General features: G+C 52.6%; 21 protein-coding genes. 11 read left to right on the top strand and 10 right to left on the bottom strand.

What is annotated here, in order from left to right; all coding sequences use genetic code 11:
• Positions 1-15: 15 nt before the first annotated feature.
• The 5 genes from WNY38_RS05955 to WNY38_RS05975 all read right to left on the bottom strand — a co-directional run bounded on the left by WNY38_RS05955 (position 16) and on the right by WNY38_RS05975 (position 3,795).
• The gene (locus tag WNY38_RS05955; protein WP_342856415.1) at positions 16-744 is read right to left on the bottom strand and encodes a transporter substrate-binding domain-containing protein; all 729 of its coding nucleotides are present in this window, start codon (positions 742-744) and stop codon (positions 16-18) included.
• Between the two features lie 31 nt (positions 745-775).
• Complete coding sequence (locus tag WNY38_RS05960) at positions 776-1,564, bottom strand: ATP-binding cassette domain-containing protein (RefSeq protein ID WP_342856416.1); 789 nt, start codon at positions 1,562-1,564, stop codon at positions 776-778.
• A gap of 156 nt (positions 1,565-1,720) precedes the next feature.
• Positions 1,721-2,164 (bottom strand): TerB family tellurite resistance protein, encoded by a 444-nt coding sequence (locus tag WNY38_RS05965; protein WP_342856417.1) that lies wholly within the window; start codon positions 2,162-2,164, stop codon positions 1,721-1,723.
• Between the two features lie 57 nt (positions 2,165-2,221).
• Positions 2,222-3,133, bottom strand: a complete 912-nt coding sequence (gene ppk2, locus WNY38_RS05970) for a polyphosphate kinase 2 (RefSeq protein ID WP_342856418.1) — start codon at positions 3,131-3,133, stop codon at positions 2,222-2,224.
• Positions 3,134-3,201: 68 nt separating this feature from the next.
• A complete protein-coding gene (locus WNY38_RS05975; RefSeq protein ID WP_342856419.1) occupies positions 3,202-3,795 on the bottom strand; it encodes a LysE family translocator in 594 nt (197 codons plus the stop codon).
• An 81-nt stretch (positions 3,796-3,876) separates the two neighbouring features.
• Between WNY38_RS05975 and WNY38_RS05980 the strand changes: the two genes are divergently transcribed.
• Together WNY38_RS05980 and WNY38_RS05985 are read left to right on the top strand one after the other, a co-directional pair.
• On the top strand, positions 3,877-4,320 hold the full coding sequence (locus WNY38_RS05980) for an Lrp/AsnC family transcriptional regulator (RefSeq protein ID WP_342856420.1): 444 nt from the start codon (positions 3,877-3,879) through the stop codon (positions 4,318-4,320).
• Positions 4,321-4,424: 104 nt separating this feature from the next.
• Complete coding sequence (locus WNY38_RS05985; protein WP_342856421.1) at positions 4,425-5,060, top strand: FMN-binding negative transcriptional regulator; 636 nt, start codon at positions 4,425-4,427, stop codon at positions 5,058-5,060.
• 72 nt (positions 5,061-5,132) lie between these two features.
• On the opposite strand, the gene WNY38_RS05990 is transcribed toward WNY38_RS05985, so the two are convergent.
• Together WNY38_RS05990 and secG are read right to left on the bottom strand one after the other, a co-directional pair.
• Complete coding sequence (locus tag WNY38_RS05990; RefSeq protein ID WP_342856422.1) at positions 5,133-6,776, bottom strand: CTP synthase; 1,644 nt, start codon at positions 6,774-6,776, stop codon at positions 5,133-5,135.
• Between the two features lie 166 nt (positions 6,777-6,942).
• Positions 6,943-7,302 carry a preprotein translocase subunit SecG gene (secG, locus tag WNY38_RS05995; RefSeq protein WP_342856423.1) on the bottom strand — a complete coding sequence of 120 codons (360 nt, stop codon included), beginning with the start codon at positions 7,300-7,302 and terminating at the stop codon, positions 6,943-6,945.
• Between the two features lie 186 nt (positions 7,303-7,488).
• Between secG and WNY38_RS06000 the strand changes: the two genes are divergently transcribed.
• The gene (locus WNY38_RS06000) at positions 7,489-8,031 is read left to right on the top strand and encodes a GNAT family N-acetyltransferase (protein ID WP_342856424.1); all 543 of its coding nucleotides are present in this window, start codon (positions 7,489-7,491) and stop codon (positions 8,029-8,031) included.
• Here the strand turns inward: WNY38_RS06000 and WNY38_RS06005 are convergent.
• On the bottom strand, positions 7,998-9,074 hold the full coding sequence (locus WNY38_RS06005) for a trifunctional transcriptional activator/DNA repair protein Ada/methylated-DNA--[protein]-cysteine S-methyltransferase (RefSeq protein ID WP_342856425.1): 1,077 nt from the start codon (positions 9,072-9,074) through the stop codon (positions 7,998-8,000). The two genes, WNY38_RS06000 and WNY38_RS06005, sit on opposite strands and share 34 nt — an antisense overlap.
• A gap of 174 nt (positions 9,075-9,248) precedes the next feature.
• Here WNY38_RS06005 and WNY38_RS06010 point away from each other — a divergent pair, with 174 nt between their 5' ends.
• Entirely contained in the window at positions 9,249-10,544 is a 1,296-nt protein-coding gene (locus tag WNY38_RS06010) for an adenylosuccinate synthase (RefSeq protein WP_342856426.1), read from the top strand.
• A gap of 6 nt (positions 10,545-10,550) precedes the next feature.
• Positions 10,551-10,787: a DUF2842 domain-containing protein gene (locus tag WNY38_RS06015; protein WP_342856427.1), complete on the top strand. Its 237-nt coding sequence runs from the start codon at positions 10,551-10,553 to the stop codon at positions 10,785-10,787.
• A gap of 74 nt (positions 10,788-10,861) precedes the next feature.
• Here the strand turns inward: WNY38_RS06015 and WNY38_RS06020 are convergent, their stop codons facing one another.
• A complete protein-coding gene (locus WNY38_RS06020; protein ID WP_342856428.1) occupies positions 10,862-13,321 on the bottom strand; it encodes a hypothetical protein in 2,460 nt (819 codons plus the stop codon).
• 141 nt (positions 13,322-13,462) lie between these two features.
• On the opposite strand from WNY38_RS06020, the gene WNY38_RS06025 reads away from it, so the two are divergent.
• Positions 13,463-14,131, top strand: coding sequence for a thiamine diphosphokinase (locus tag WNY38_RS06025; RefSeq protein ID WP_342856429.1), 669 nt, complete (start codon positions 13,463-13,465; stop codon positions 14,129-14,131).
• Positions 14,132-14,168: 37 nt separating this feature from the next.
• Here WNY38_RS06025 and WNY38_RS06030 read toward each other — a convergent pair whose 3' ends face one another.
• Entirely contained in the window at positions 14,169-14,312 is a 144-nt protein-coding gene (locus tag WNY38_RS06030) for a hypothetical protein (protein ID WP_342856430.1), read from the bottom strand.
• 259 nt (positions 14,313-14,571) lie between these two features.
• On the opposite strand from WNY38_RS06030, the gene rpiA reads away from it, so the two are divergent.
• The 5 genes from rpiA (at position 14,572) to WNY38_RS06055 (ending at position 20,775) form a co-directional block, all read left to right on the top strand.
• Positions 14,572-15,357, top strand: a complete 786-nt coding sequence (rpiA, locus tag WNY38_RS06035; protein WP_342856431.1) for a ribose-5-phosphate isomerase RpiA — start codon at positions 14,572-14,574, stop codon at positions 15,355-15,357.
• Between the two features lie 135 nt (positions 15,358-15,492).
• Complete coding sequence (gene gorA, locus WNY38_RS06040; RefSeq protein ID WP_342856432.1) at positions 15,493-16,854, top strand: glutathione-disulfide reductase; 1,362 nt, start codon at positions 15,493-15,495, stop codon at positions 16,852-16,854.
• A gap of 172 nt (positions 16,855-17,026) precedes the next feature.
• On the top strand, positions 17,027-18,166 hold the full coding sequence (gene hflK / locus WNY38_RS06045) for an FtsH protease activity modulator HflK (RefSeq protein ID WP_342856433.1): 1,140 nt from the start codon (positions 17,027-17,029) through the stop codon (positions 18,164-18,166).
• Entirely contained in the window at positions 18,166-19,041 is an 876-nt protein-coding gene (hflC, locus tag WNY38_RS06050) for a protease modulator HflC (protein WP_342856434.1), read from the top strand. Before hflK ends, hflC begins: the two co-directional genes overlap by 1 nt.
• A gap of 249 nt (positions 19,042-19,290) precedes the next feature.
• Positions 19,291-20,775, top strand: a complete 1,485-nt coding sequence (locus tag WNY38_RS06055) for a Do family serine endopeptidase (RefSeq protein WP_342856435.1) — start codon at positions 19,291-19,293, stop codon at positions 20,773-20,775.
• The last annotated feature ends 27 nt before the right edge of the window (positions 20,776-20,802 follow it).

Raw genomic sequence — 20,802 nt, forward strand, 5'->3', positions numbered from 1 at the left:
GGCCCCGAAAAACGCTTAGTAGGTTGCTGTTTCTTCGCCGAAGTATTGGATCAGCAAGGCGTTCAAAGACCCATCCGCCTTCATCGCGTCAATTGCTGCGTCAAATTTGGCTTTCAGATCGGTATCGCTTTCGCGCAGGCCTAGGCCAATGCCTTTACCCAGTGGTACATCATCGCCAAGGAACATAAAGCCTTGCTCGGCTACGAAAGGGGCAAGCGCGTCTTTGTCTGCGAAGACTGCATCGACTTCGCCGTTTTTCACAGCCGCAATAGTGTCATCCAATGTTGCGAATTCAACCAAGGTTGCACCCGTTGTGGCCACGTAACCCGCTTGGATAGTAGATGTTTGTGCAGCAATCACGCCGGCCATCAAATCGATGCCGTCTGACACGGACGCATAAGCAGATGCTGTTGGTGGGTAGTAGTCTTGTGTGAAATCAATGACTTCTTCGCGCTCATCCGTGATGGACATGCCCGCGATGATGGTGTCGTAGTTGCCAGACAAAAGGTTCGGGATGATGGTGTCCCATTCGTTTGTCACCCATTCGCAAGTCAGGCCCGCGATTTCGCAAAGTTTGTCACCAACTTCGCGCTCAAAGCCAGCAACTTCGCCGTCGTCATTGATGAAGTTGTAGGGAGGGTAGGCGCCCTCAGTGCCCATACGCACAGTGTCTGCGAAAGACGCAGCCGTTGTGAGGACCAATACGGCGGCGGATACGGTGGTTAAAATGGTGAGTTTTCTCATAGGTTTGGGTGTCCCAATATAAGTGTATGCTTTAGGCAGATACGGTTGCACTTAAAAACTGCTGTAAGCGTTTTGATTTTGGTTTGCCGAACAGCGCAGCGGGGGGGCCTTGCTCTTCGATCAAGCCTTGGTGAAGAAAAACAACATGGTCCGAAATATCGGCAGCCATGCGCATGTCGTGGGTCACGATCATCATGGTGCGCCCTTCGGCGGCCAATGATTTGATCACCTTGACCACCTCTTGTTCCAACTCAGGGTCAAGCGCCGAAGTGGGTTCGTCGAACAACAATGCCTTTGGTTCCATACACAGCGCACGGGCGATTGCGGCACGTTGCTGCTGGCCGCCAGACATCTGTGCGGGGTAGACATCGCATTTGTCACCGATGCCCACGCGGTCGAGATAGGCGCGGGCTGAGGTTTCGACTTCGGATTTGTCGCGGCCCAAAACCGTTACAGGCGCTTCCATAACGTTCTCGAGAATCGTCATATGAGCCCAAAGATTGAATTGCTGGAACACCATCGACAGATTGGTGCGGATGCGCATGACCTGTTTACGATCACGAGGGCGCCGCGCAAGGCCGGTACCCTTCCAGGTGATCGGTTCGCCTTCAAACAAGATCTCGCCACTTTGGCTGTCTTCCAATAAATTGGCGCAACGCAACAGCGTCGATTTCCCCGATCCCGATGAGCCGATCAGCGAAATCACTTGTCCGCGTTCGGCCGTCATCGAGACGCCTTTGATCACATCAAGATCGCCGTAGGATTTATACAAATCACGGATTTCGATCACGGGTGAGGTTTTTGAGTCATTGGTCAACATTGACAACGAGTAAGCTGAGATTCTGTGTTAGATGCAACCAACTTTGACGAGATTCCCCAACGTCACCGCTCAAAAAAGGTGCGAATGTAGCAAGAATAATCGAAGAGAGCGGATATCATCCGTTTCAATACAGCTTAGCCGTAAATTTAGCGCGGTTTAGCTCAGGATTTGAGCAACGCGCTGGCGCGCCAATGCGCTGTCGACATCGCTGACACCCAAAAGATTGGCCACCAGCCGCAAGAATGTATCTTCGGAATGATCGCGGTGCCCATCAGTCAAAACCACTGACCACAATCCTTCTATCACGCTGGTGCGCTCTGCGTAGGGAACTGCGTCTTTGATCGCGCGGGTGAAACGCACAGTATCTGGGGCCTCTGCTTCAAGCACTTCGGCTTCACCGCGCAGCGCCAATGCACCAGCCTCATCCAATTGATATCTGTCGCGCAGCACGGATAAAATCCGTGCCGCTTCATTTGCATCATAGTGGCCATCAGCACGGGCGACCCGTACCAAAAGAGCCGCCAAGGCCAAATTGGAATCTGCACCCGTCAGGCGCTGTGGCTGCGGCTGAATCAGCCGATTGAGAAAATCTGCAAACATGTCTTCACCATAAGCGCCACAAGCCCAAAGGAAAAGCCGGTGACTATCACATGATCGTCAATATTTTGACGGCACATAAAGTTCGGGCGGCAAGACAGCGCGCTCATAATCTTTATTGTACACGCGTTCGGGCAAAGTGATTTCTTCGTGGGGGACGTCCTCATAGGGGAACAGCGACAACAAATGATCGATGCAATTCAAGCGCGCGCGTTTTTTGTCGTTGCCTTCGACAATATACCACGGCGCCTCAGGAATATTGGTGCGTGCAAAGGTCTCTTCTTTGGCTTTGGTATATTGTTCCCAACGGATACGAGATTGCAAATCCATGGGCGAGAGTTTCCACTGCTTCATCGGGTCGTGAATCCGCATCAAAAACCGCATTTGCTGTTCTTCGTCGGACACAGAGAACCAGTATTTCACCACCTTGATGCCAGAGCGTACCAACATGCGTTCGAAATCGGGAACGTCTTGGAAAAACTGCTCAACCTGATCCTCATCGGCAAAGCCCATGACCCGTTCCACGCCTGAGCGGTTGTACCACGAGCGATCAAACAACACCATTTCGCCAGCTGCAGGCAGATGCGGTACATAGCGTTGAAAATACCACTGAGTTTTTTCGCGATCTGAGGGGGCCGGCAGGGCGACAGTGCGTACGATCCGTGGGTTAAGGCGTTGGGTGATGCGTTTGATCACGCCGCCTTTACCTGCAGAATCGCGTCCTTCAAACAGCACAACGATCTTTTCGCCCGTATGTTCAACCCAGTCTTGTAAACGGATCAACTCAGCTTGAAGGCGCAACAAATCGTAAAAATACTCTGCGCGTGTCAAAGCATTTGGATGGGCTTTTTGATAGATTTTTTTGATTTCTTGAGACAAAAGCGCATCTTCCAACTCAAGCTCAAATTCCTCATCCAATGAATCTGCGAGTTCCGCTTCGAGCCAATCCTGTGCGTCTTTGTCAAATGTCATATCCCGTGATCCCTCTTGTGGCGCTTGTTGTGCAAGTGTGCCTTAAATCACGAGAGTATGACAGTTTCTTAATGAAATAAGATTGGCACCATCGAGGCAACCAAAAGTCCTGCCATTGTCCAGTTGAACACTGACAAACGGCGGGGATTGGTCAAGAAACGACGCAATTCTGTGCCGAGCCAAGCCCAAAGGGTGATTGCGGGGAAGTTGACCATCAAAAACCCAAGTCCCACAACCAAAGCCGCGGTCCATGTCTCACCTTGCGCATAATTTGTCTGCGCGGTGATCGCCATGATTACAGCTTTCGGGTTGACCCATTGAAAGGCGGCGGCTTGCAAAAAGGTGAAAGGTTTTCCACCCACTTCGCCCTCTTTGGGTGGGGTCGCATGGGCGATCTTCCATGCCAACCAGAGCATGTAGGCCATTGAGATCACGGTTAAAACCATCTGCAATAGCGGAAACCGATGAAAGGCTTGCGCCAACCCAAGTCCGATCACAAACACCATGAACGAATGCCCCAAGGAAATGCCAAGCATATGCGGCAAGGTACGGCGCAATCCAAAGTTGGCACCAGAGGCCAAAAGCATCAGGTTGTTTGGCCCAGGGGTGCCCGAGGCGACGAAGGCAAAGCCCAGCAGGGCAAAAAATAAGGTCATATCCATGTGGCTAAGATAAGGTGCTATCCAGCAAAATTATATGCAAACTCTTCTTGTTTATGTGTATTTTTGCAATATATTTCTAATATGGACCATATTGACGATAAAATATTGCGCACCCTCGAGCGCGACGGACGCCTCACCAATCTACAACTCGCCGATCAAATTGGGCTGTCGCCCTCGGCCACATCGCGCCGTGTCGCAGATTTGGAACGCAGCGGCGTGATTGCCGGTTATCGTGCTGTAATCGATCGCAACAAAATCGGCATAGGGTTTCTGGCCTATGTCACCGTTGGCCTGTCCAAACACACGAAAGAAGCGCAAGTTGCCTTTGAACGCGCCATTTCACGCGCGCCCGAAGTCAAGGAATGCCACAACGTGACAGGTGTTTTTGAGTACATTCTGCGGGTCGAGACCGCTGATCTGGGCAGCTATAAAATATTTCACACCGATGTGCTGGGCGTGTTGCCGCAGGTGAATTCGATCACATCTTATATCGTGATGGAAAGCCCCAAAGACATGCGGGCTTAGCCGCCTTGGCGCTTTTTTGCTTTTGAGGCCGCTCTTGATCACTCTGGGCTGGGGTTTCGGGGGGCACGTGCTATGCAGGGGAAAATTAGTGTAAAGGCATCGCCATGTATCGCCCCAAAGATTCTGCCATAGATGATCCCAATGTGCTCAGCGCAGCCGTGGATCAAATTGGGTTTGGTGCTTTGGTGACCTTTTATGAAGGCGCGTTTGAAACCACCTACTTGCCTGTTGTCGTCAAGCAAAGCCCTGATGGGTTCGTGATCGAGGCCCATTGCGCCCGCGCCAACCCGCATTGGAAATTTGCGGGGCAGGGCACGTCTATGTTCATGTTCCAAGGCCCACATGCCTATGTTTCTGGTGGTTTGTACCCCTCCAAAAATGACGACGGCAAAGTGGTGCCAACATGGAATTACATCGTGGTCCATGCTCATGGCACGCTTGAGGCGATCAAAGACGGGGATTGGCTGCACGGGCATCTCAATGAGCTGACCAACAAAAATGAGGCAGGACGGGCAGAGCCTTGGGCGGTTTCCGATGCACCCGTGGCCTATATCGCAGCGCTCAAACGCGGCATCGTTGGCTTGCGGTTTTCAGTGTCCAAATTTGAAGGCCGTTGGAAACTTGAGCAAAATGCCAGCCCCAAAGATCGTGCAGGCTTGGTGGACGGCCTGTCACAAGAGGGCGATATGGCCCGCGATCTGGCAGAGGCTTTGCACTATTTCCCGACCTCGGATAACTAATTTTAAACTTTAGAACACGTAAAATAAAGGCGCCCCGCAGGGCGCCTTTTCGATAGATCGGATTGAGATCGCTTAGACCAAACGTGAATTTTCTTTCGCCGCACGCACGAAGTCTTTGAACAATGGCGCTGGTGCGAATGGTTTCGATTTAAGCTCTGGGTGGAACTGAACGCCGATGTACCATGGGTGATCTTTGATCTCGACGATTTCTGGCAAACGCCCATCAGGGGACATGCCAGAGAAGATCAAACCGTGCGCTTCAAGCTGTTCGCGATACTTTGTGTCAACTTCATAGCGGTGACGGTGACGTTCTTCGATCTCAAGCGTGCCGTAAGCTTCTGCCACGCGCGAACCAGACGTCAAAGTGGCAGAGTAGGCCCCCAAACGCATGGTGCCGCCTTTGTCATCCGTGGATTTGCGGCGCACTTTGTGGTTGCCTTGAACCCATTCTTTGAGGTGGTAAACCACAGGCTCGAAACGCTTTTTGCCTGCTTCGTGGTCAAACTCTTCAGAGCCTGCTGCATCGATGCCCGCCAAATTACGCGCGGCTTCAATGACGGCCATTTGCATACCCAAACAGATGCCCAAGTAAGGGATCTTGCGCTCACGGGCGAATTGCGCGGCTTTGATCTTGCCTTCGGTACCGCGTTCGCCAAAGCCACCCGGGACCAAGATCGCGTGGTAACCTTCAAGGTAGGGCGCAGCATCTTCACGCTCGAACAGTTCTGCGTCGACCCATTCCACTTTCACCTTCACGCGGTTGGCCATCCCACCATGTGTAAGGGCTTCTGCGATAGATTTATACGCATCTTCAAGTTGTACATACTTGCCCACGATGGCGACTTTAACTTCGCCTTCAGGGTTAAAGACGCGGTCTGCCACGTCATGCCAAACAGTCAGGTCAGGCTTGGGCGCGGGTGCGATGCCAAAGGCATCGAGCACAGCTTGGTCAAGACCTTCACGGTGGTAGGCCAGTGGCGCTTCATAGATGGATTTGAGATCGGGTGCTGCGATCACGTCTTCTTTGCGCACGTTACAGAACAAGGCGATTTTCTCGCGCTCTTTTTCTGGAATCGGGTGCTCGGAACGACAGACCAAAACATTTGGCTGAAGGCCGATGGTGCGTAATTCTTTGACAGAGTGCTGTGTCGGTTTGGTTTTCAGCTCACCTGATGCCGCGATGTAGGGCAGCAATGTTAGGTGCATGAAAATACATTGATCGCGCTGTTTGTCTTGCGCGAACTGACGGATCGCTTCAAAAAAGGGCAGGCCTTCGATATCGCCAACAGTGCCGCCGATTTCGCACAGCATGAAGTCGACTTCGTCACCGCCGATATCAATAAAATCTTTGATTTCATTGGTCACATGCGGGATCACTTGGATGGTTTTTCCCAAATAGTCGCCGCGGCGCTCTTTTTCCAAAACATTTGTGTAAACGCGACCCGATGAAATCGAATCCGTGTTGCGCGCTGCCACGCCTGTGAAGCGCTCGTAGTGGCCCAGATCAAGATCGGTCTCAGCTCCGTCGTCAGTAACAAAAACCTCGCCGTGCTCAAACGGGCTCATCGTGCCGGGATCAACGTTGAGGTAAGGGTCAAGCTTGCGCAAGCGAACTGTGTAGCCGCGTGCTTGCAGCAATGCGCCAAGAGCGGCAGAGGCTAGGCCCTTGCCGAGTGAGGAAACAACACCGCCGGTGATGAAAACGTAACGTGCCATAGTGAGGTGGAGCTCCCGTGAGTGGTCAAAAAAGTATTGAGACACGGCGCTAAAAAACGCCATGTTCACGGGATTTATGGACTAACAGATTCGGTCGTCCCGCACAACCGAACCGCAACATCTTGCGGATGAAAATCCGCTATGCCCAAGATATCGTTAGATTTGTTTATTCAGCGCGTGGTGGCGCTAAAGGTGCATCCGCAGAAGATGGAGGCAACAATGAGCTTGCGTCAGGCAAGCTTGGTGTCACGACTGTTGCATCTTCAAGCACGATCCCGTCCACAACAGATGAGTTCGCAGCCTCGCGGCGCGCCAAAACTGTGAGGGTGATGGATGTACAAATGAACCCGACCGCAAAGATCCATGTGAGTTTGCCAAGTGCAGAAGCTGCAGCACGGCCGCTCATGACGTCGCCGCCACCGCCGCCGCCCATACCAAGACCGCCACCTTCAGAGCGCTGTAGCAGCACAATACCGATCAAGCACAGCGCGAGGATCAGGTGGACAATAAGAATGACGTTTTCCATGGGACAGGCTTTCGGATGAGTTCGATGCTGGTATTTATGAAATATGCGAGGGACGCGCAACCCCTTGACCTTGGTCTAGGGCAATTGTTCTCAAACTTTTGAGGATTGTATGTGTATTGACTGTGTCTGAACGCGCAGATTTGCTTGGACGTTGTCATTTGGATTTGATTTGCTAGAGATAGGTTTATGGAAAAAACACTGCATATTCGCCCCGCCACCGTGTCAGATGCCCAAGCCATTGCTTATGTGCAGGTCGCCGTTTGGAACAGCGCCTATAAAGGTTTTGTGCCAGATGCTTTGATTGATCGCATGACGGTCGCGGATCGTGAAAAAGGCTGGACGACAATCTTGAACAGCTTTGCCGAGACAGGACGTGGCGCATGTTTTGTGGCCGAAATCGACGGCGCGGTGCAGGGATTTGCCTCATGTGGGGCGCAGCGTGATGAAGACCTAAGTGCTGAGTATGCCGGCGAAATCACCGCCATTTATGTGCAAAGCGATCATCAGCGCAGCGGCGTGGGCCGCGCTTTGATGCAATCCTGTGCGCAATCTTTGGCGGATATGGATTTGGAAGGCTCTGCGCTTTGGGTCTTGTCCGAAAATGAGGGCGCGCGGGCTTTTTATGCGGCTTTGGGCGCTGAGTTTATTACAGAACGTGTTGATACCTCGGCTGATGGCTCCGTCAGCGAAGCTGCCTATGGCTGGCCTGCGCGCTTAGATTTGGCGTAACCGGCCTCTATTTCAATAAGCCGTTGTTTGCGCCACAACCCGCCACCATAGCCCGTGAGCGATCCATCTGCGCCAAGGATGCGATGACAGGGAATGAGAATCGCAATTTGATTGGACCCATTGGCTTTAGCGGCCGCACGCGTCGCTGTCGGCTGATCGATGGATTTTGCCAAAGCGCTATAGCTTATGGTTTGTCCCGCAGGGATGCGCCGCAAGGCATCCCAAACCCGCCCCGCAAATCCTCCACCATGATATTGTAGTGGCACGGTGAAATCGGCGGATGTCCCGTTGAAATAGGCTTCAAGTTGTTCGGCCAATTGGTCGTGGATGGAGGTGCGCCCAAATCCAATCGCGCCATTGGCCCCCGCGGCAAGTTTTTTCATTTCAGTCGGCAGCGCTTTTCTGTCCATAAATTCAAGCAGATGCAGCGCCGATGTGTCAGCCACTGCAATCATCGGACCTAAGGGTGTGTCTATCCAATGGATGCACAGCAATGGCGTTTTAGAGAGTGTGCCAAGTGCTGCGCCAAGTAAACGATTTGTGCTGCTGCGAAAGGCCGAAGCCGACGCAAACCCGGCTTCCAGCTGTGCATCGATGACTTTGCCGCCGTCATTGTAGATCTCGAACCCGCGGCGCAGACGCTCAAGGCGGGCCAGTTCCAAGAAGGTCATGCCAAAATGACGCTTAAATGCACGGCGCACAGTCGACAGGTCCAGCCCCATGTCGGCGATGTCACTCTCATACCATCTGTGATCGGGGCGCGCTTCTAACGCATCAAGCAAGGTTTTGATCACCGGCTCAGAATCGGTTGCAGGCCGTAGGGGATGGCAGCGTTTGCAAGGGCGAAACCCTGCCGTGATACATTCCCCGATGGAACCGAAAAAAGTGCAGTTTTCACGCTTGGGTTTGCGTGCAGGGCAGGTGAGCCTGCAAAAAATACCTGTCGAGGTCACACCCACAAAGGCGCGCCCCTCATAGGACGGGTCGCGCGCCACAAGGGCGGCATAAAGAGTATCGGAATCAGGCAGATCAAAAAACGTCATTGGTGCATCCTAGGTCCAGCGTTGCGTCCTGTCCGCCGCAAATCAGGCGTCTATTACACGCAATTGTACAAAACAGATGACGCTTAGGTCGCCCAGATGTTGTTTTAAGGTTTCATCGGCGCGCAGCTATGGCTATACCGACGCGGGTTTCATCCAATCCAAAGGAATTAGGATATGGCAAACGTCGTCGTGGTCGGCGCCCAATGGGGTGACGAGGGTAAAGGCAAGATTGTGGACTGGCTGTCCGAGCGTGCAGATGTGATTGCGCGCTTCCAGGGTGGTCACAACGCAGGTCATACGCTTGTGATCGATGGGAAAGTATACAAACTCGCAGCACTGCCATCTGGTGTCGTGCGCGGTGGCAAATTGTCTGTGATCGGCAACGGTGTTGTACTTGATCCATGGCATCTTGTGAAAGAAATCGCATCCATTCAGGGCCAAGGCGTCGATATTTCGCCTGAGAATCTGATGATCGCGGAAAACACGCCGCTGATTTTGCCAATCCATGGTGAATTGGATCGTGCGCGTGAAGAAGCGGCCTCTCAGGGCACAAAAATCGGCACAACCGGCCGCGGTATTGGCCCAGCTTACGAAGATAAAGTTGGGCGTCGCTCAGTACGTGTTGCCGATTTGGGTGATGAAAAAACACTGATCGCGCATGTTGATCGTGCATTGCAGCACCACAATCCATTGCGCAAAGGCTTGGGCATTGCTCCAGTTGACCGTGATGCTTTGATTGCACAGCTCCAAGAGATCGCGCCGCAAATTTTGCAATATGCAGCGCCTGTTTGGAAAGTGCTCAACGAGAAACGCAAAGCTGGCAAACGAATTTTGTTCGAAGGTGCACAAGGCGCGTTGTTGGACATCGACTTTGGCACATACCCATTTGTGACCTCGTCCAACGTTATCGCGGGCCAAGCGGCCACGGGCGTTGGCTTGGGCCCAGGGGCGATTGATTACGTTCTTGGTATCGTGAAAGCCTATACCACACGCGTGGGCGAAGGACCGTTTCCTGCCGAGTTGAATGACGCAGATGGTCAGCGCTTGGGCGAACGTGGCCATGAATTTGGCACCAACACGGGCCGTAAACGCCGCTGTGGTTGGTTCGATGCGGTTCTTGTGCGTCAAACCTGTGCGACTTCTGGCGTGAATGGTATTTCATTCACCAAGCTGGATGTTTTGGACGGTTTTGAGACATTGAAAATTTGTGTCGGCTACGAGCTGGACGGCAAAGAGTTGGATTACTTGCCAACAGCCGCCGATCAGCAAGCGCGCTGCACACCGATCTATGAGGAAATGCCTGGGTGGTCCGAATCCACTGAAGGCGCGCGCTCATGGAACGATTTGCCTGCAAACGCGGTGAAATACGTGCGCCGTGTTGAGGAATTGATTGGGTGTCCTGTTGCTATGTTGTCCACCTCGCCAGAGCGCGAAGACACCATTCTTGTCACTGACCCGTTCGAGGATTGATCGCAGATGGCCCTTTCATACAAAGCCCGCCGACGTGTGGCACTTTTGGTTCTGGTGGTGGGGCTGCCTGTTTATATCGCCTTGTGTCTCAAACTGGTAAGTCTGTTTGAGCGCCCAACAATGTGGGTCGAACTGGTGATTTATGTCGGTATGGGCATTCTTTGGGCGATCCCGTTGAAATCTGTTTTCATGGGGATTGGCCAACCGGATGGTCTGGCGGATCAAAATCAAGACGACGCGTAAGATATTACTTTAACTATTAAAAAAGGCCGCTCGATTGAGCGGCCTTTTTTGTATTGCGTTGAATTTTGAGGACTTTAGCTGGCGGCTGCCTCTGGTTTGAAACGTGTGCCATCTGCGACAGCAAAATGCCCGCGCTTGATTTTACGGATCTTGCCTTGGCGCAAAAGCTGACCGAAAGAGCGCAAACGCTCTTCCAATGGGAACTCCTCAGGCATCGCTTGGCTGGCCAAACGCATGATCTGTGGACGTGTTACTGTTTCGCGTCCTTCGACAAAACTTGAATAAGCAGCTGCGGCTTCCAATAAATCACTTAAACTTTCAGCGCCAACCGTTTCGACGTAATCCGCAAATGTATCTGCGCCCTCATTCATCATTGGCGAGGTTGTGGGGGCGTCAGATTCCGGCGCAAACTGTTCGTCTTCCTGAATCGCCAAAGCGGCGGATGAAACGCGGCGTGGGCGAACAGGCGAGATATTCGCGCCCATGGGCAGGTCCTTAGGCGCATCAATGCGTTGCTCTGAAACCAACATCAATGGCGCTAGGCGGCGTGCCCCCTGCACGACAGCTTCGGTAGGGCGACGCGGACGGACCACACGCGCGAGGTCTTCGCGGTATGGATCAGCCTGAGCCTCTTCTTGTGCTTCGGCTGTGTCTGGCACAGCGGCCTTTTCTGCTCGTGTAGCAGCAACCGCCGCTTTTAGATGCTGGATCGCATTGCGACGTCTTACGTTTTCGCCGTCTCCCATCTCGCGCTCCGCTGTATCGAGCAGCCGTGAGACAGATTCGTCAGACGTGCCAAACATGTTGCGTGTCTCATCATCCAAAGCGTCATCGTCGTCATCCTCCAACGGGGTGTCATCAATGCGGAATTCAATCTCCGCCTCGACGTCATCAGAGAGCTGAGCAACGTTGGTTTCAACATCGTCAACACCTTCTTCGGCATCATTGTCGTCGTCTATGTCGTTTAAAATGTCAGCGGCAATTTCAGATTGCGCATTTGGTGCAGAGGTGACCTCTGCCAGTTCGCGCATCAATTCGTCTTCGTCGTTTTCGTCCAATGACGATGTGCCCAATTCTTTGCGCAATAACTCTGCCAAGTCGTCTTCTTCAGCAGGTGTGGCTGCATCCTCGGCACCGACCTCCATGTTCATCTTGGCGGCGAAACCTGCGGCGTCGAATTCTGTCGATTCAGCTTCTGTGTCAGAAGTATTTGGATCAGCTGGATCAGGAATCACATCTATATCTGAACGGCGCATTTTGATCACACGCGCGCGGACACGACGCAATGGGTCTGGTTGTTCAGCGACCTCTTGCGTGGTTTGCTCCGGTGCGCGTGTCGCTTCAGCAATGTCTTCTGCCAAAGTCGGGTCTATATCGTGCAAGGCCTGATCCGCGTCCATGTGCGGTGTGTCGACTTGGGCCGAATCGGTCGAATTATCAGGCTCTGTTTGGAGCGTTTCTTGTACCGTGTCGTTACCGAGTGCAGACAAAATAGAGTCCACAGATGTTTCATCATCGCTTGCGTTTGTAGGGGGCGTGTCATTTACAACTTCAGCAACTTCAGCAACTTCAGCAACTTCAGCAACTTCAGCAACTTCAGCTATTTGAGCTGGCACGAGGTCCGCTGTTTGAGCGGCTGCAGCGGCGGCTGCTTTTGCTTCGGCAACAGCTTTCAAACGCTTTCTGCGTGCTCGTTTGGCCTCCATACGATTTTTAGCGGCTTTGGCTTGCGCTGCAAGCTTGGCGTTTTCTTCGGTTCTTTCAGTACCATCAGCCGCTGAAGCGTCTTCTAATGTGTTCAGCATCGCGCTGGCAGGTGTGTCCTCGTTGATGGCCTCGTCTCGCGACGCGCCAAAAGACTCTTCGGAGTGCTGATCTTCTGAGTAATCTGTGGAGTCGCGCTGGGCTACAGCGCCGCGGATGCGTTCGAGTTTATCCGCGATAGACGCTGGTTCTTTAGCCGTTGCAGGAACATCCTCGATCGAGACAGGAGCATCCTGCGTTGTGTATGTTTGTGCTGCATCGTCAGCTTGGATCTCAGCAGGGACGGTTTGAGCAAGGTCTGTTTCATCAACGGCGTCAGCAAGAGGTGTCTCAACAATTGGCGCAGCTTTGGCTTTGGCAGCCGCTCTGCGTTGCAGCGCACGGGTGTTCCCCGGCTTGCCAGGTTTTTTGACTTTCTTGTGTTTCGCTTTTTTCGCTTTCGGCGCGTCTGCAATCGTATCTGACACCGAAACCGGCTGAGCAAAGCCATCCGATACAGGTGCTGCAGAGCCTTCGTCCATTTGACGCAGTATGATGCCGTTGCCTTGCACTTTGGCTTCGACACGGCGTTGAATTTCTTTTTCTGCAATCGAGTGCAGCATGTTTGCATCTGGTGTCGGGGGTTCCGCACCAAAGTAGCGGTCATCTGCCGCGAGGTCTCTAAAATACTCGGCAATACCGCGCATTGTGGAGAATGGATCATCGAAACCTTCCAACGTACAGGAGAAGGTTCCATAAGATACCGTAAGAATTTTACTATCACTAACCATGCTTAAACTCGCTTTCTGCTCTTGCCCAGCAACACTATATTTACCATGAATTGGTTCGCAAATCAGAACAGAACCAAGAAAACAGCTTGCTTATTTCGTGTTCTAATTGTGGCAGAGTGGTTTTTGGCGCATAGTGATCCCATGACAGAATATGTCCTTTCCAGCCCAAATGGTGTGACCTTGCTCGGTGGTGGCAAGGTTAGTATAGCAACGCTTGAACACGCGTTAAGGCTTGCTCCGCATCTTGTTGCAGCCGACGGGGCGGCGGCAACTGCGCTTGAATTGGGGTATTTGCCAGAAGCTGTGATAGGTGATTTTGACAGCCTGCCAAATCGCATTCGCGCAAAAATGCCTGCAGAAATCCTGCATCATATTCCAGAACAAGACAGCACAGATTTCGAGAAATGCCTATCCCGCGTGGACTCTGCGCTTATTTTGGGCGTAGGCTTCATGGGCGCGCGGATCGATCACGAGCTGTCTGTTTATAACACACTTGTGCGCTATCCCGAAAAACATTGCATCATTCTGGGCGACATTGATATTTGCGTTCATGCGCCGCGCCATTTGTGTTTGGAACTTGAGATCGGCACACGGGTCTCGCTGTTTCCGCTCATGCCTGTGACCGGAACGAGCAAAGGGTTGCTCTGGCCCATCGATAATATTGTCTTTGGACCGGGTGGGCGGATCGGAACCTCAAATGAGGCAGGCGCAACAACTGTGGAAATGACCTTTCACGGCGATGGAATGCTGCTGATTCTACCGCGACGTGCCTTGCCCAATTTATTGGACGCGTTGAGTTGGGTGTCGTGAACCGTTCGCGCGCATCGTTTTGGGAGAGTTTTGTGTCTTAGCGATTGGGTCGCGTTAAAATGTATAAGGCGGCTGCGGACATGCGCAGGGCTTGGATCATGATGATTTTCAAGGGCACCGCGAAGGCAACCGAAGCCGCCAAGGTCAGACCCACCATCATCAGTGCCACCATTTGATACATAGGGCGATTCTGCCCGAAACTGATTTCGATTTGGTTTAATGATAAAAGACGTCACAATGGCGCGCTGCGGGGCTATGTCATGTGGAGCCGAGATTAATCTAGTGTATATTTCATACTATCACCGACAATGGTGAGCCCCTATAAGGGAACGATAGGTCGTGCGCTTTTTATCAAAGTATAAATGCCGACTTGCAGAATACGACACGAAATGACGCCAAGGCCCCAAAGGCAGCGGCCTATCACTCACGGAGAGCCATCCATGTCCGACACTCTTTCCCCGATCGACACAGCCAAATTCGTTGCGGCCAAACGCGCTGTTGGGTTTGTCGAGGACGGTATGAAGCTTGGGCTTGGGACAGGGTCGACCGCAGCTTGGATGGTGCGTTTGTTGGCCGAGAGAGTCCGCAATGAAGGCCTGCGCGTCACTGGCGTTCCCACGTCGACACGCACAGCAGAACTGGCCCGCCAACAGGGCCTGCGCGTGATGTCCTTGGATGAGGCCAAATGGTTGGATCTGACTATTGATGGCGCTGACGAATTTGACACTGAGTTGAACTTGATCAAAGGCGGCGGCGGCGCTTTGTTGCAAGAAAAGATCGTGGCCACTGCCTCTGACCAAATGATCGTGATCTCAGATGTGTCTAAACAAGTCGACACATTGGGCGCATTCCCATTGCCTGTCGAAGTCATTCCCTTTGGTTGGCAGACCACCAAAGCATTGGTCGAAGAGACGTTGGTCTCAATGGATGTGCTCGGCCAATATTCAACACTGCGCATGAACGGCGATACGCCTTATTTTACCGATGAAGGCAATCACATCATCGATTTGCATTTGCAACGTATCGGCAATGCGCGCCAACTGGCGTTGATCTTGAACCAAATTCCGGGTGTTGTGGAGAACGGTCTGTTTGTCGACATTTGTGATGTGGTGGTGATCGGCCATGGCGATGGGCGCGTCGAGACACGGGACATCAATTCTGGTGAAACCACTGAAGACACAGTGCAGTTTGCCGACAGCGAAAACATCTTTGCCGATATCGATTGAGCACGCGTGTGGTGACGACGTTTCATTCGTTCACGAAAAGTTACGCCCCGCAGGTCTCTGTGGGGTTTTGTTTTGGCCTTGGTATGCCTACATTTGGCGTCAACTTTGAAAATATTCCTGACTGGATGGTGACACATGACTTTTGATTTTGATCTCTTCGTAATCGGTGGTGGTTCTGGTGGTGTACGCGCTGCACGGTTGACCGCAGCAGGTGGCGCAAAAGCGGCCTTGGCTGAAGAGTTCCGCATGGGCGGCACATGTGTGATCCGTGGCTGCGTGCCCAAAAAACTGATGGTGTTTGCATCCCAGTATTCAGGGGCCGCGGTTGAGGCTGCGTCTTACGGTTGGGACATCTCTATCGGTGACTTCAACTGGGTATCGTTTCAAGCACGTTTGAAAGCGGAACTGTCTCGCTTGGAAGCCATCTATACCAAAAATGCGGGTAACGCGGGCGTGGAAATTTTTCACCAACGCGCCACAGTCAAAGACGCGCACACTGTTGTCTTGGCTGACGGCACGGAAGTGACAGCGAAACACATTTTGATCGCTACAGGTGGCACGCCGTTCGTGCCGCAAAACGTGTCCGGTATTGAGCATGCGATCACATCAAACGAGATTTTCGATATTCCTGAACTGCCAAAACGGATCTTGATCGTGGGCGGCGGTTATATCGCGTCCGAGTTCGCGTGTATCTTTAACGGTCTGGGCGCGGAAACGTCGCAATACTACCGCGGTGCGCAGATTTTGCGTGGCTTTGATGACGAGGCGCGCGGCCATATTGCCGAGGTGATCAAAGAGCAAGGCATCCATTTGCACACCGGCACCGACGTTGAAAGCATCGCCAAACAAGACGACGGCCTGCATGTGACATCTACGGACGGCAACACCAAGGTGTTTGATGTGGTGCTTTATGCCACGGGTCGCACACCCAAAGTTGACGGGCTTGGACTTGAAGCTGTTGGTGTCGCGCAAGGGCGTTCGGGCGAAGTTGTGGTCGATGACTACAGCCAGACCAACATCCCGTCGATCTATGCCGTGGGTGATGTGACCAACCGTATTCAGTTGACGCCCGTGGCTATCCGCGAAGCTGTGGCCTTCCACGAGACCGTGTTCAAAGGCAATCCGATGAAACCCGATCACGCCAATGTGCCGTCAGCAATCTTCACGCAGCCAGAATACGGCGCAGTGGGATTGTCTGAAGAACAAGCGCGCGAAGAGGGGCCTGTCGAGGTCTACTCTGCAGCCTTCCGCCCAATGCAAAATGCTTTCATTGAAAAGAATGAGCGTGTCATGTTCAAACTGATCGTTTGTGTGAATACGCGAAAAGTTTTGGGCTGTCACATCATCGCGCCACATGCCGGCGAAATGATCCAGTTTGCAGGCGTGGCCGTGAAAATGGGGGCGACAAAAGAAGATTTCGACGCAACCGTTGCGGTTCATCCGACCATGGCCGAAGAAATTGTGTTGATGAAAGAGCCCGTGCGCGTCCACAACTAGGGTTCGCGCGGCGCTTGGGGCAAAAATTTCGTGGAAAAACACATAATTGCAGCGTGCCTTGGTGCGCTGCCCTTGAAACCTGCCCCCAAAAAGAACATTTTAAGCACAAGACTTGGCCGACTGCGGACGTCCGCGGTTGCGCCGAACGTTTTTGAGAGAGGAACACACCTAAATGGCCAGCAATAACGGCGGACCATGGGGATCGGGCGGCGGTGGAAATCGCGGCAACGGGCCTTCGAACGATGACAAAAACTCGGGCGGCGATCGCCGTCCGAACGGTGGCAATCAGCCGCAAATCCCTGAGATCGATGAGTTGCTGGGCAAAGGCAATGAATACCTTAAGGTTTTGATGGGCGGCAAAGGCGGAGGGAATGGCACTGGCACGAACGGCGCCGGTGGCTCTGGTAAGATTCCTAAAGCCTGGATCGGCTTCGGTGTGCTTGGCGCGATTGGTATTTGGGCGTTCAGCTCATTTTATGCAGTGCAAACGGAACAAAACGGCGTCGAGCTGTTCTTGGGTCAATATCACCGCACCACCACTGAGGGCTTGCAATTTGCACCTTGGCCTTTCGTGTCGCACGAACTGGTCAACGTAACAGGCCAACGTTCTGAGAGCATTGGCTCTGGGTCTGCTGGCAATGATGGTTTGATGCTGACCACAGATGAAAACATCGTGGACATCGATTTCCAAGTCGTTTGGAATATCAACGATTCCTCCAAATATCTTTTCAACCTTGCGGATCCGCGCGGCACTGTGCGTGCTGTAAGTGAATCTTCAATGCGTGAAATCATTGCCTCACGTCAGTTGTCTCCGATTCTCAACAGAGATCGTGGTCAAATTTCCGACAATGCCAAAGAGCTGATCCAATCGACTTTGGATGATCTCGATGCAGGTATTTCGATTGTACGTGTCAACCTCGACAAAGCGGATCCGCCTGTTGAAGTGATCAACGCCTTCCGCGATGTACAAGCGGCCGAACAAGAACGTGACCGTTTGGAACGCCAAGCGGATGCCTATGCCAACACAGTTGTTGCGGGCGCCCGTGGTACATCTGCAAGTATCTTGGAGCAAGCCGAAGGGTACCGCGCGCGCGTGGTCAATGAGGCACAAGGTGAAGCATCACGTTTCACAGCTGTTTTGGGTGAATACCAACTCGCCCCAGAAGTGACCCGTAAACGCCTATACTTGGAAACCATCGAAGAGGTTTACAGCGGCGTGGACAAAATCATTTTGGATGAAGGCAGCGAAGGCTCAGGCATCGTTCCGTACCTTCCGCTCAATGAACTCAAGAAAAACGGGGGGACCAACTAATGAAAAAGCTTCCAGTACTTTTCGTCGGTTTTGTTATTCTCGTCGTTGTTTTCCTGTCGTCCATCTACATCGTGGATGAGCGTCAAAAAGCTTTGGTCATTCAGTTCGGTCAAATTAAAGCCGTCAAAGAAGAACCCGGAGTGGCGTTCAAAATTCCGCTGATCCAAAACGTGGAATACTATGATGACCGCATTTTGTCGCTCGAAACAGCAGAGACAGAAGTCACGCCATCAGACGATCGTCGCCTCGTGGTTGACGCCTTCGCGCGTTACCGCATCATTGATGTGGTGAAATTCAAACGCGCCGTGTCTACAGGTGGCCTGCGTAAAGCAGAGGTCGATCTGAACGGTATCATCATTGACCGTATTCGTGCCGTTTTGGGTGCCGATGGTGTGACGTCTAACACCATTCTGTCCGCAGAACGCGCCGTTTTGATGCAACAAGTTACTGATCAAGCGCGCACCCGTGCCGCCCAACTTGGTGTGGACATTTTGGACGTGCGTCTTAAGCAGACAAACTTGCCAGAGCAAAACTTGGATGCGACTTTTGCACGGATGCGTGCAGAACGTGAACGCGAAGCGGCTGATGAGCGCGCGCGTGGTGAAGAAGCCGCTCAACGCGTGCGGGCCCAAGCCGACCGGACTGTGGTTGAACTTGAATCCGATGCGAGCCGTAAAGCTGAGATCACACGTGGTGAAGCTGACGCCGAGCGCAACAGGATCTTTGCCGATGCTTTTGGTGAGGACCCTGAGTTCTTTGAATTCTACCGTTCACTCAATGCATACCGCGCAGGTTTGACTGGGGACACCACCACAATGGTGATCTCACCTGACTCAGAATTCTTCGATTATTTGAAGTCCTCTGACGGTCGCTAACGTTCGATCGTGAAGCAGTTTACTAAGGGCCGGTGTTTCGCATCGGCCCTTTTCTTTTGGCTTTTGCCTCACAAATATGGTGAATGTGAACTGGTTTTCCGGCTATCCTCTTTCACGCGTCGATCACATGCAGTTGACTGAACGCGACTGGCATTGAGTTGCGCCAAATCGTGCTTATCTTTACCCATGCAGTAGTTCAAAGCGCCACGCGACGTTGATGTGCGCGTGCATTACGGAGGAAAGAGTCCTATGACCACGGCAATAGCCATTCCATTTAAAAACGTCCACAAAAGCCCCCAAATGCGGGTCATGTTTGTGGCACTCATCGGGGCCATCGCTTTAATGCTCCAAACGGTCACGGCGGATGCGCGCGGCGCACCGGAAAGTTTCGCAGACTTGGCGGAACAAGTTAGCCCAGCCGTTGTGAACATCACCACGACCACAATCGTTGAGGCCTCTACTGATGCGACACCAATGGTGCCACCAGGCTCGCCCTTTGAAGATTTTTTCAAAGACTTCATGGATCGTGGCGGGCAGGGCGGCAATTCTGCCCCGCGTCGCAGTAATGCGCTTGGATCGGGGTTTGTGATCTCTGAAGATGGCTACATCGTGACCAACAATCACGTCATTGAGGGAGCCGATGAAATTGAAATCGAGTTTTTTGAAGGTTTCGTTTTGCCCGCTACATTGGTTGGCACAGACCCAAAAACAGATATCGCTGTGCTCAAGGTGGAAAGCGATAAGCCACTAAAATTCGTTACCTTTGGCGACAGTGATGTGGCTCGTATGGGCGATTGGGTGATGGCAATGGGCAACCCTCTTGGCCAGGGATTTTCGATTTCTGCAGGCATCGTGTCGCAACGGGGACGTGCTTTGCAAGGTGCCTATGACGACTACATCCAAACCGATGCTGCCATCAACCGCGGCAACTCTGGCGGTCCTTTGTTCAACATGGACGGCGAAGTCATTGGCGTAAACACCGCTATCCTGTCCCCAAATGGTGGCTCGATTGGTATCGGCTTTTCTATGGCGTCAAATGTAGTGTCACGTGTGACCGACCAGTTGACTGAATTCGGTGAAACCCGTCGTGGGTGGTTGGGCGTGAAAATCCAAACCGTGTCCGAAGATGTTGCTGAAGCTATGGGGCTTGAGGCTGTGTCAGGGGCCTTGATCACTGATGTGCCAGAGGGCCCCTCTAAAGACGCAGGTTTAGAGTCCGGTGATGTGATCTTGTCTTTTGACAATAAAGATGTGGAAGACGCCAATGGTTTGGTGCGCACCGTCGGCGAAACCGAAGTCGGTAAAGCCGTACGCGTTGTTGTGTTCCGCGATGGGAAAACCAAAACGCTGATGGTAACGCTTGGGCGCCGTGAAGAAGCGGAGAATGTGGCTTTCCCCGTGGCTGCTGACGCAGCACCCAGTCAGCCAGAGGATACAACACTCTTTGGCTTGACCGTGATGCCTCTCACTGATGAACTACGCGAACAACTTGGGGTTTCAAAGGGCACAGACGGTTTGGCTGTGGTTGCCGTAGACGAGGCGTCTGAGGCCTTTTCAAAAGGCTTGCGCTCTGGTGATGTGATTGTCGAAGCTGGACAAGAAGTTATTGCGTCCGCTGATGATCTTAAGTTGCGTGCAGAAGATGCGCGTGAAGCGGGACGAAAAACCGTTCTCTTGTTAGTGCGTCGCGCAGGGGAGCCGCGCTTTGTAGCTCTTGGTATCTTAGACGACTAACGTCGCTTATGTCCTAACGGTGTAGAA

The sequence above is a fragment of the Pacificibacter sp. AS14 genome, from assembly GCF_038899935.1.
GTDB lineage: Bacteria > Pseudomonadota > Alphaproteobacteria > Rhodobacterales > Rhodobacteraceae > Celeribacter.

Bases quoted from the DNA above. Each gene is read 5' to 3' on its own strand.
- WNY38_RS05955 (WP_342856415.1), bottom strand. From the start codon at position 744: ATGAGAAAACTCACCATTTTAACCACCGTATCCGCCGCCGTATTGGTC.
- WNY38_RS05960 (WP_342856416.1), bottom strand. From the start codon at position 1,564: ATGTTGACCAATGACTCAAAAACCTCACCCGTGATCGAAATCCGTGAT.
- WNY38_RS05965 (WP_342856417.1), bottom strand. From the start codon at position 2,164: ATGTTTGCAGATTTTCTCAATCGGCTGATTCAGCCGCAGCCACAGCGC.
- ppk2 (WP_342856418.1), bottom strand. From the start codon at position 3,133: ATGACATTTGACAAAGACGCACAGGATTGGCTCGAAGCGGAACTCGCA.
- WNY38_RS05975 (WP_342856419.1), bottom strand. From the start codon at position 3,795: ATGGATATGACCTTATTTTTTGCCCTGCTGGGCTTTGCCTTCGTCGCC.
- WNY38_RS05980 (WP_342856420.1), top strand. From the start codon at position 3,877: ATGGACCATATTGACGATAAAATATTGCGCACCCTCGAGCGCGACGGA.
- WNY38_RS05985 (WP_342856421.1), top strand. From the start codon at position 4,425: ATGTATCGCCCCAAAGATTCTGCCATAGATGATCCCAATGTGCTCAGC.
- WNY38_RS05990 (WP_342856422.1), bottom strand. From the start codon at position 6,776: ATGGCACGTTACGTTTTCATCACCGGCGGTGTTGTTTCCTCACTCGGC.
- secG (WP_342856423.1), bottom strand. From the start codon at position 7,302: ATGGAAAACGTCATTCTTATTGTCCACCTGATCCTCGCGCTGTGCTTG.
- WNY38_RS06000 (WP_342856424.1), top strand. From the start codon at position 7,489: ATGGAAAAAACACTGCATATTCGCCCCGCCACCGTGTCAGATGCCCAA.
- WNY38_RS06005 (WP_342856425.1), bottom strand. From the start codon at position 9,074: ATGACGTTTTTTGATCTGCCTGATTCCGATACTCTTTATGCCGCCCTT.
- WNY38_RS06010 (WP_342856426.1), top strand. From the start codon at position 9,249: ATGGCAAACGTCGTCGTGGTCGGCGCCCAATGGGGTGACGAGGGTAAA.
- WNY38_RS06015 (WP_342856427.1), top strand. From the start codon at position 10,551: ATGGCCCTTTCATACAAAGCCCGCCGACGTGTGGCACTTTTGGTTCTG.
- WNY38_RS06020 (WP_342856428.1), bottom strand. From the start codon at position 13,321: ATGGTTAGTGATAGTAAAATTCTTACGGTATCTTATGGAACCTTCTCC.
- WNY38_RS06025 (WP_342856429.1), top strand. From the start codon at position 13,463: ATGACAGAATATGTCCTTTCCAGCCCAAATGGTGTGACCTTGCTCGGT.
- WNY38_RS06030 (WP_342856430.1), bottom strand. From the start codon at position 14,312: ATGTATCAAATGGTGGCACTGATGATGGTGGGTCTGACCTTGGCGGCT.
- rpiA (WP_342856431.1), top strand. From the start codon at position 14,572: ATGTCCGACACTCTTTCCCCGATCGACACAGCCAAATTCGTTGCGGCC.
- gorA (WP_342856432.1), top strand. From the start codon at position 15,493: ATGACTTTTGATTTTGATCTCTTCGTAATCGGTGGTGGTTCTGGTGGT.
- hflK (WP_342856433.1), top strand. From the start codon at position 17,027: ATGGCCAGCAATAACGGCGGACCATGGGGATCGGGCGGCGGTGGAAAT.
- hflC (WP_342856434.1), top strand. From the start codon at position 18,166: ATGAAAAAGCTTCCAGTACTTTTCGTCGGTTTTGTTATTCTCGTCGTT.
- WNY38_RS06055 (WP_342856435.1), top strand. From the start codon at position 19,291: ATGACCACGGCAATAGCCATTCCATTTAAAAACGTCCACAAAAGCCCC.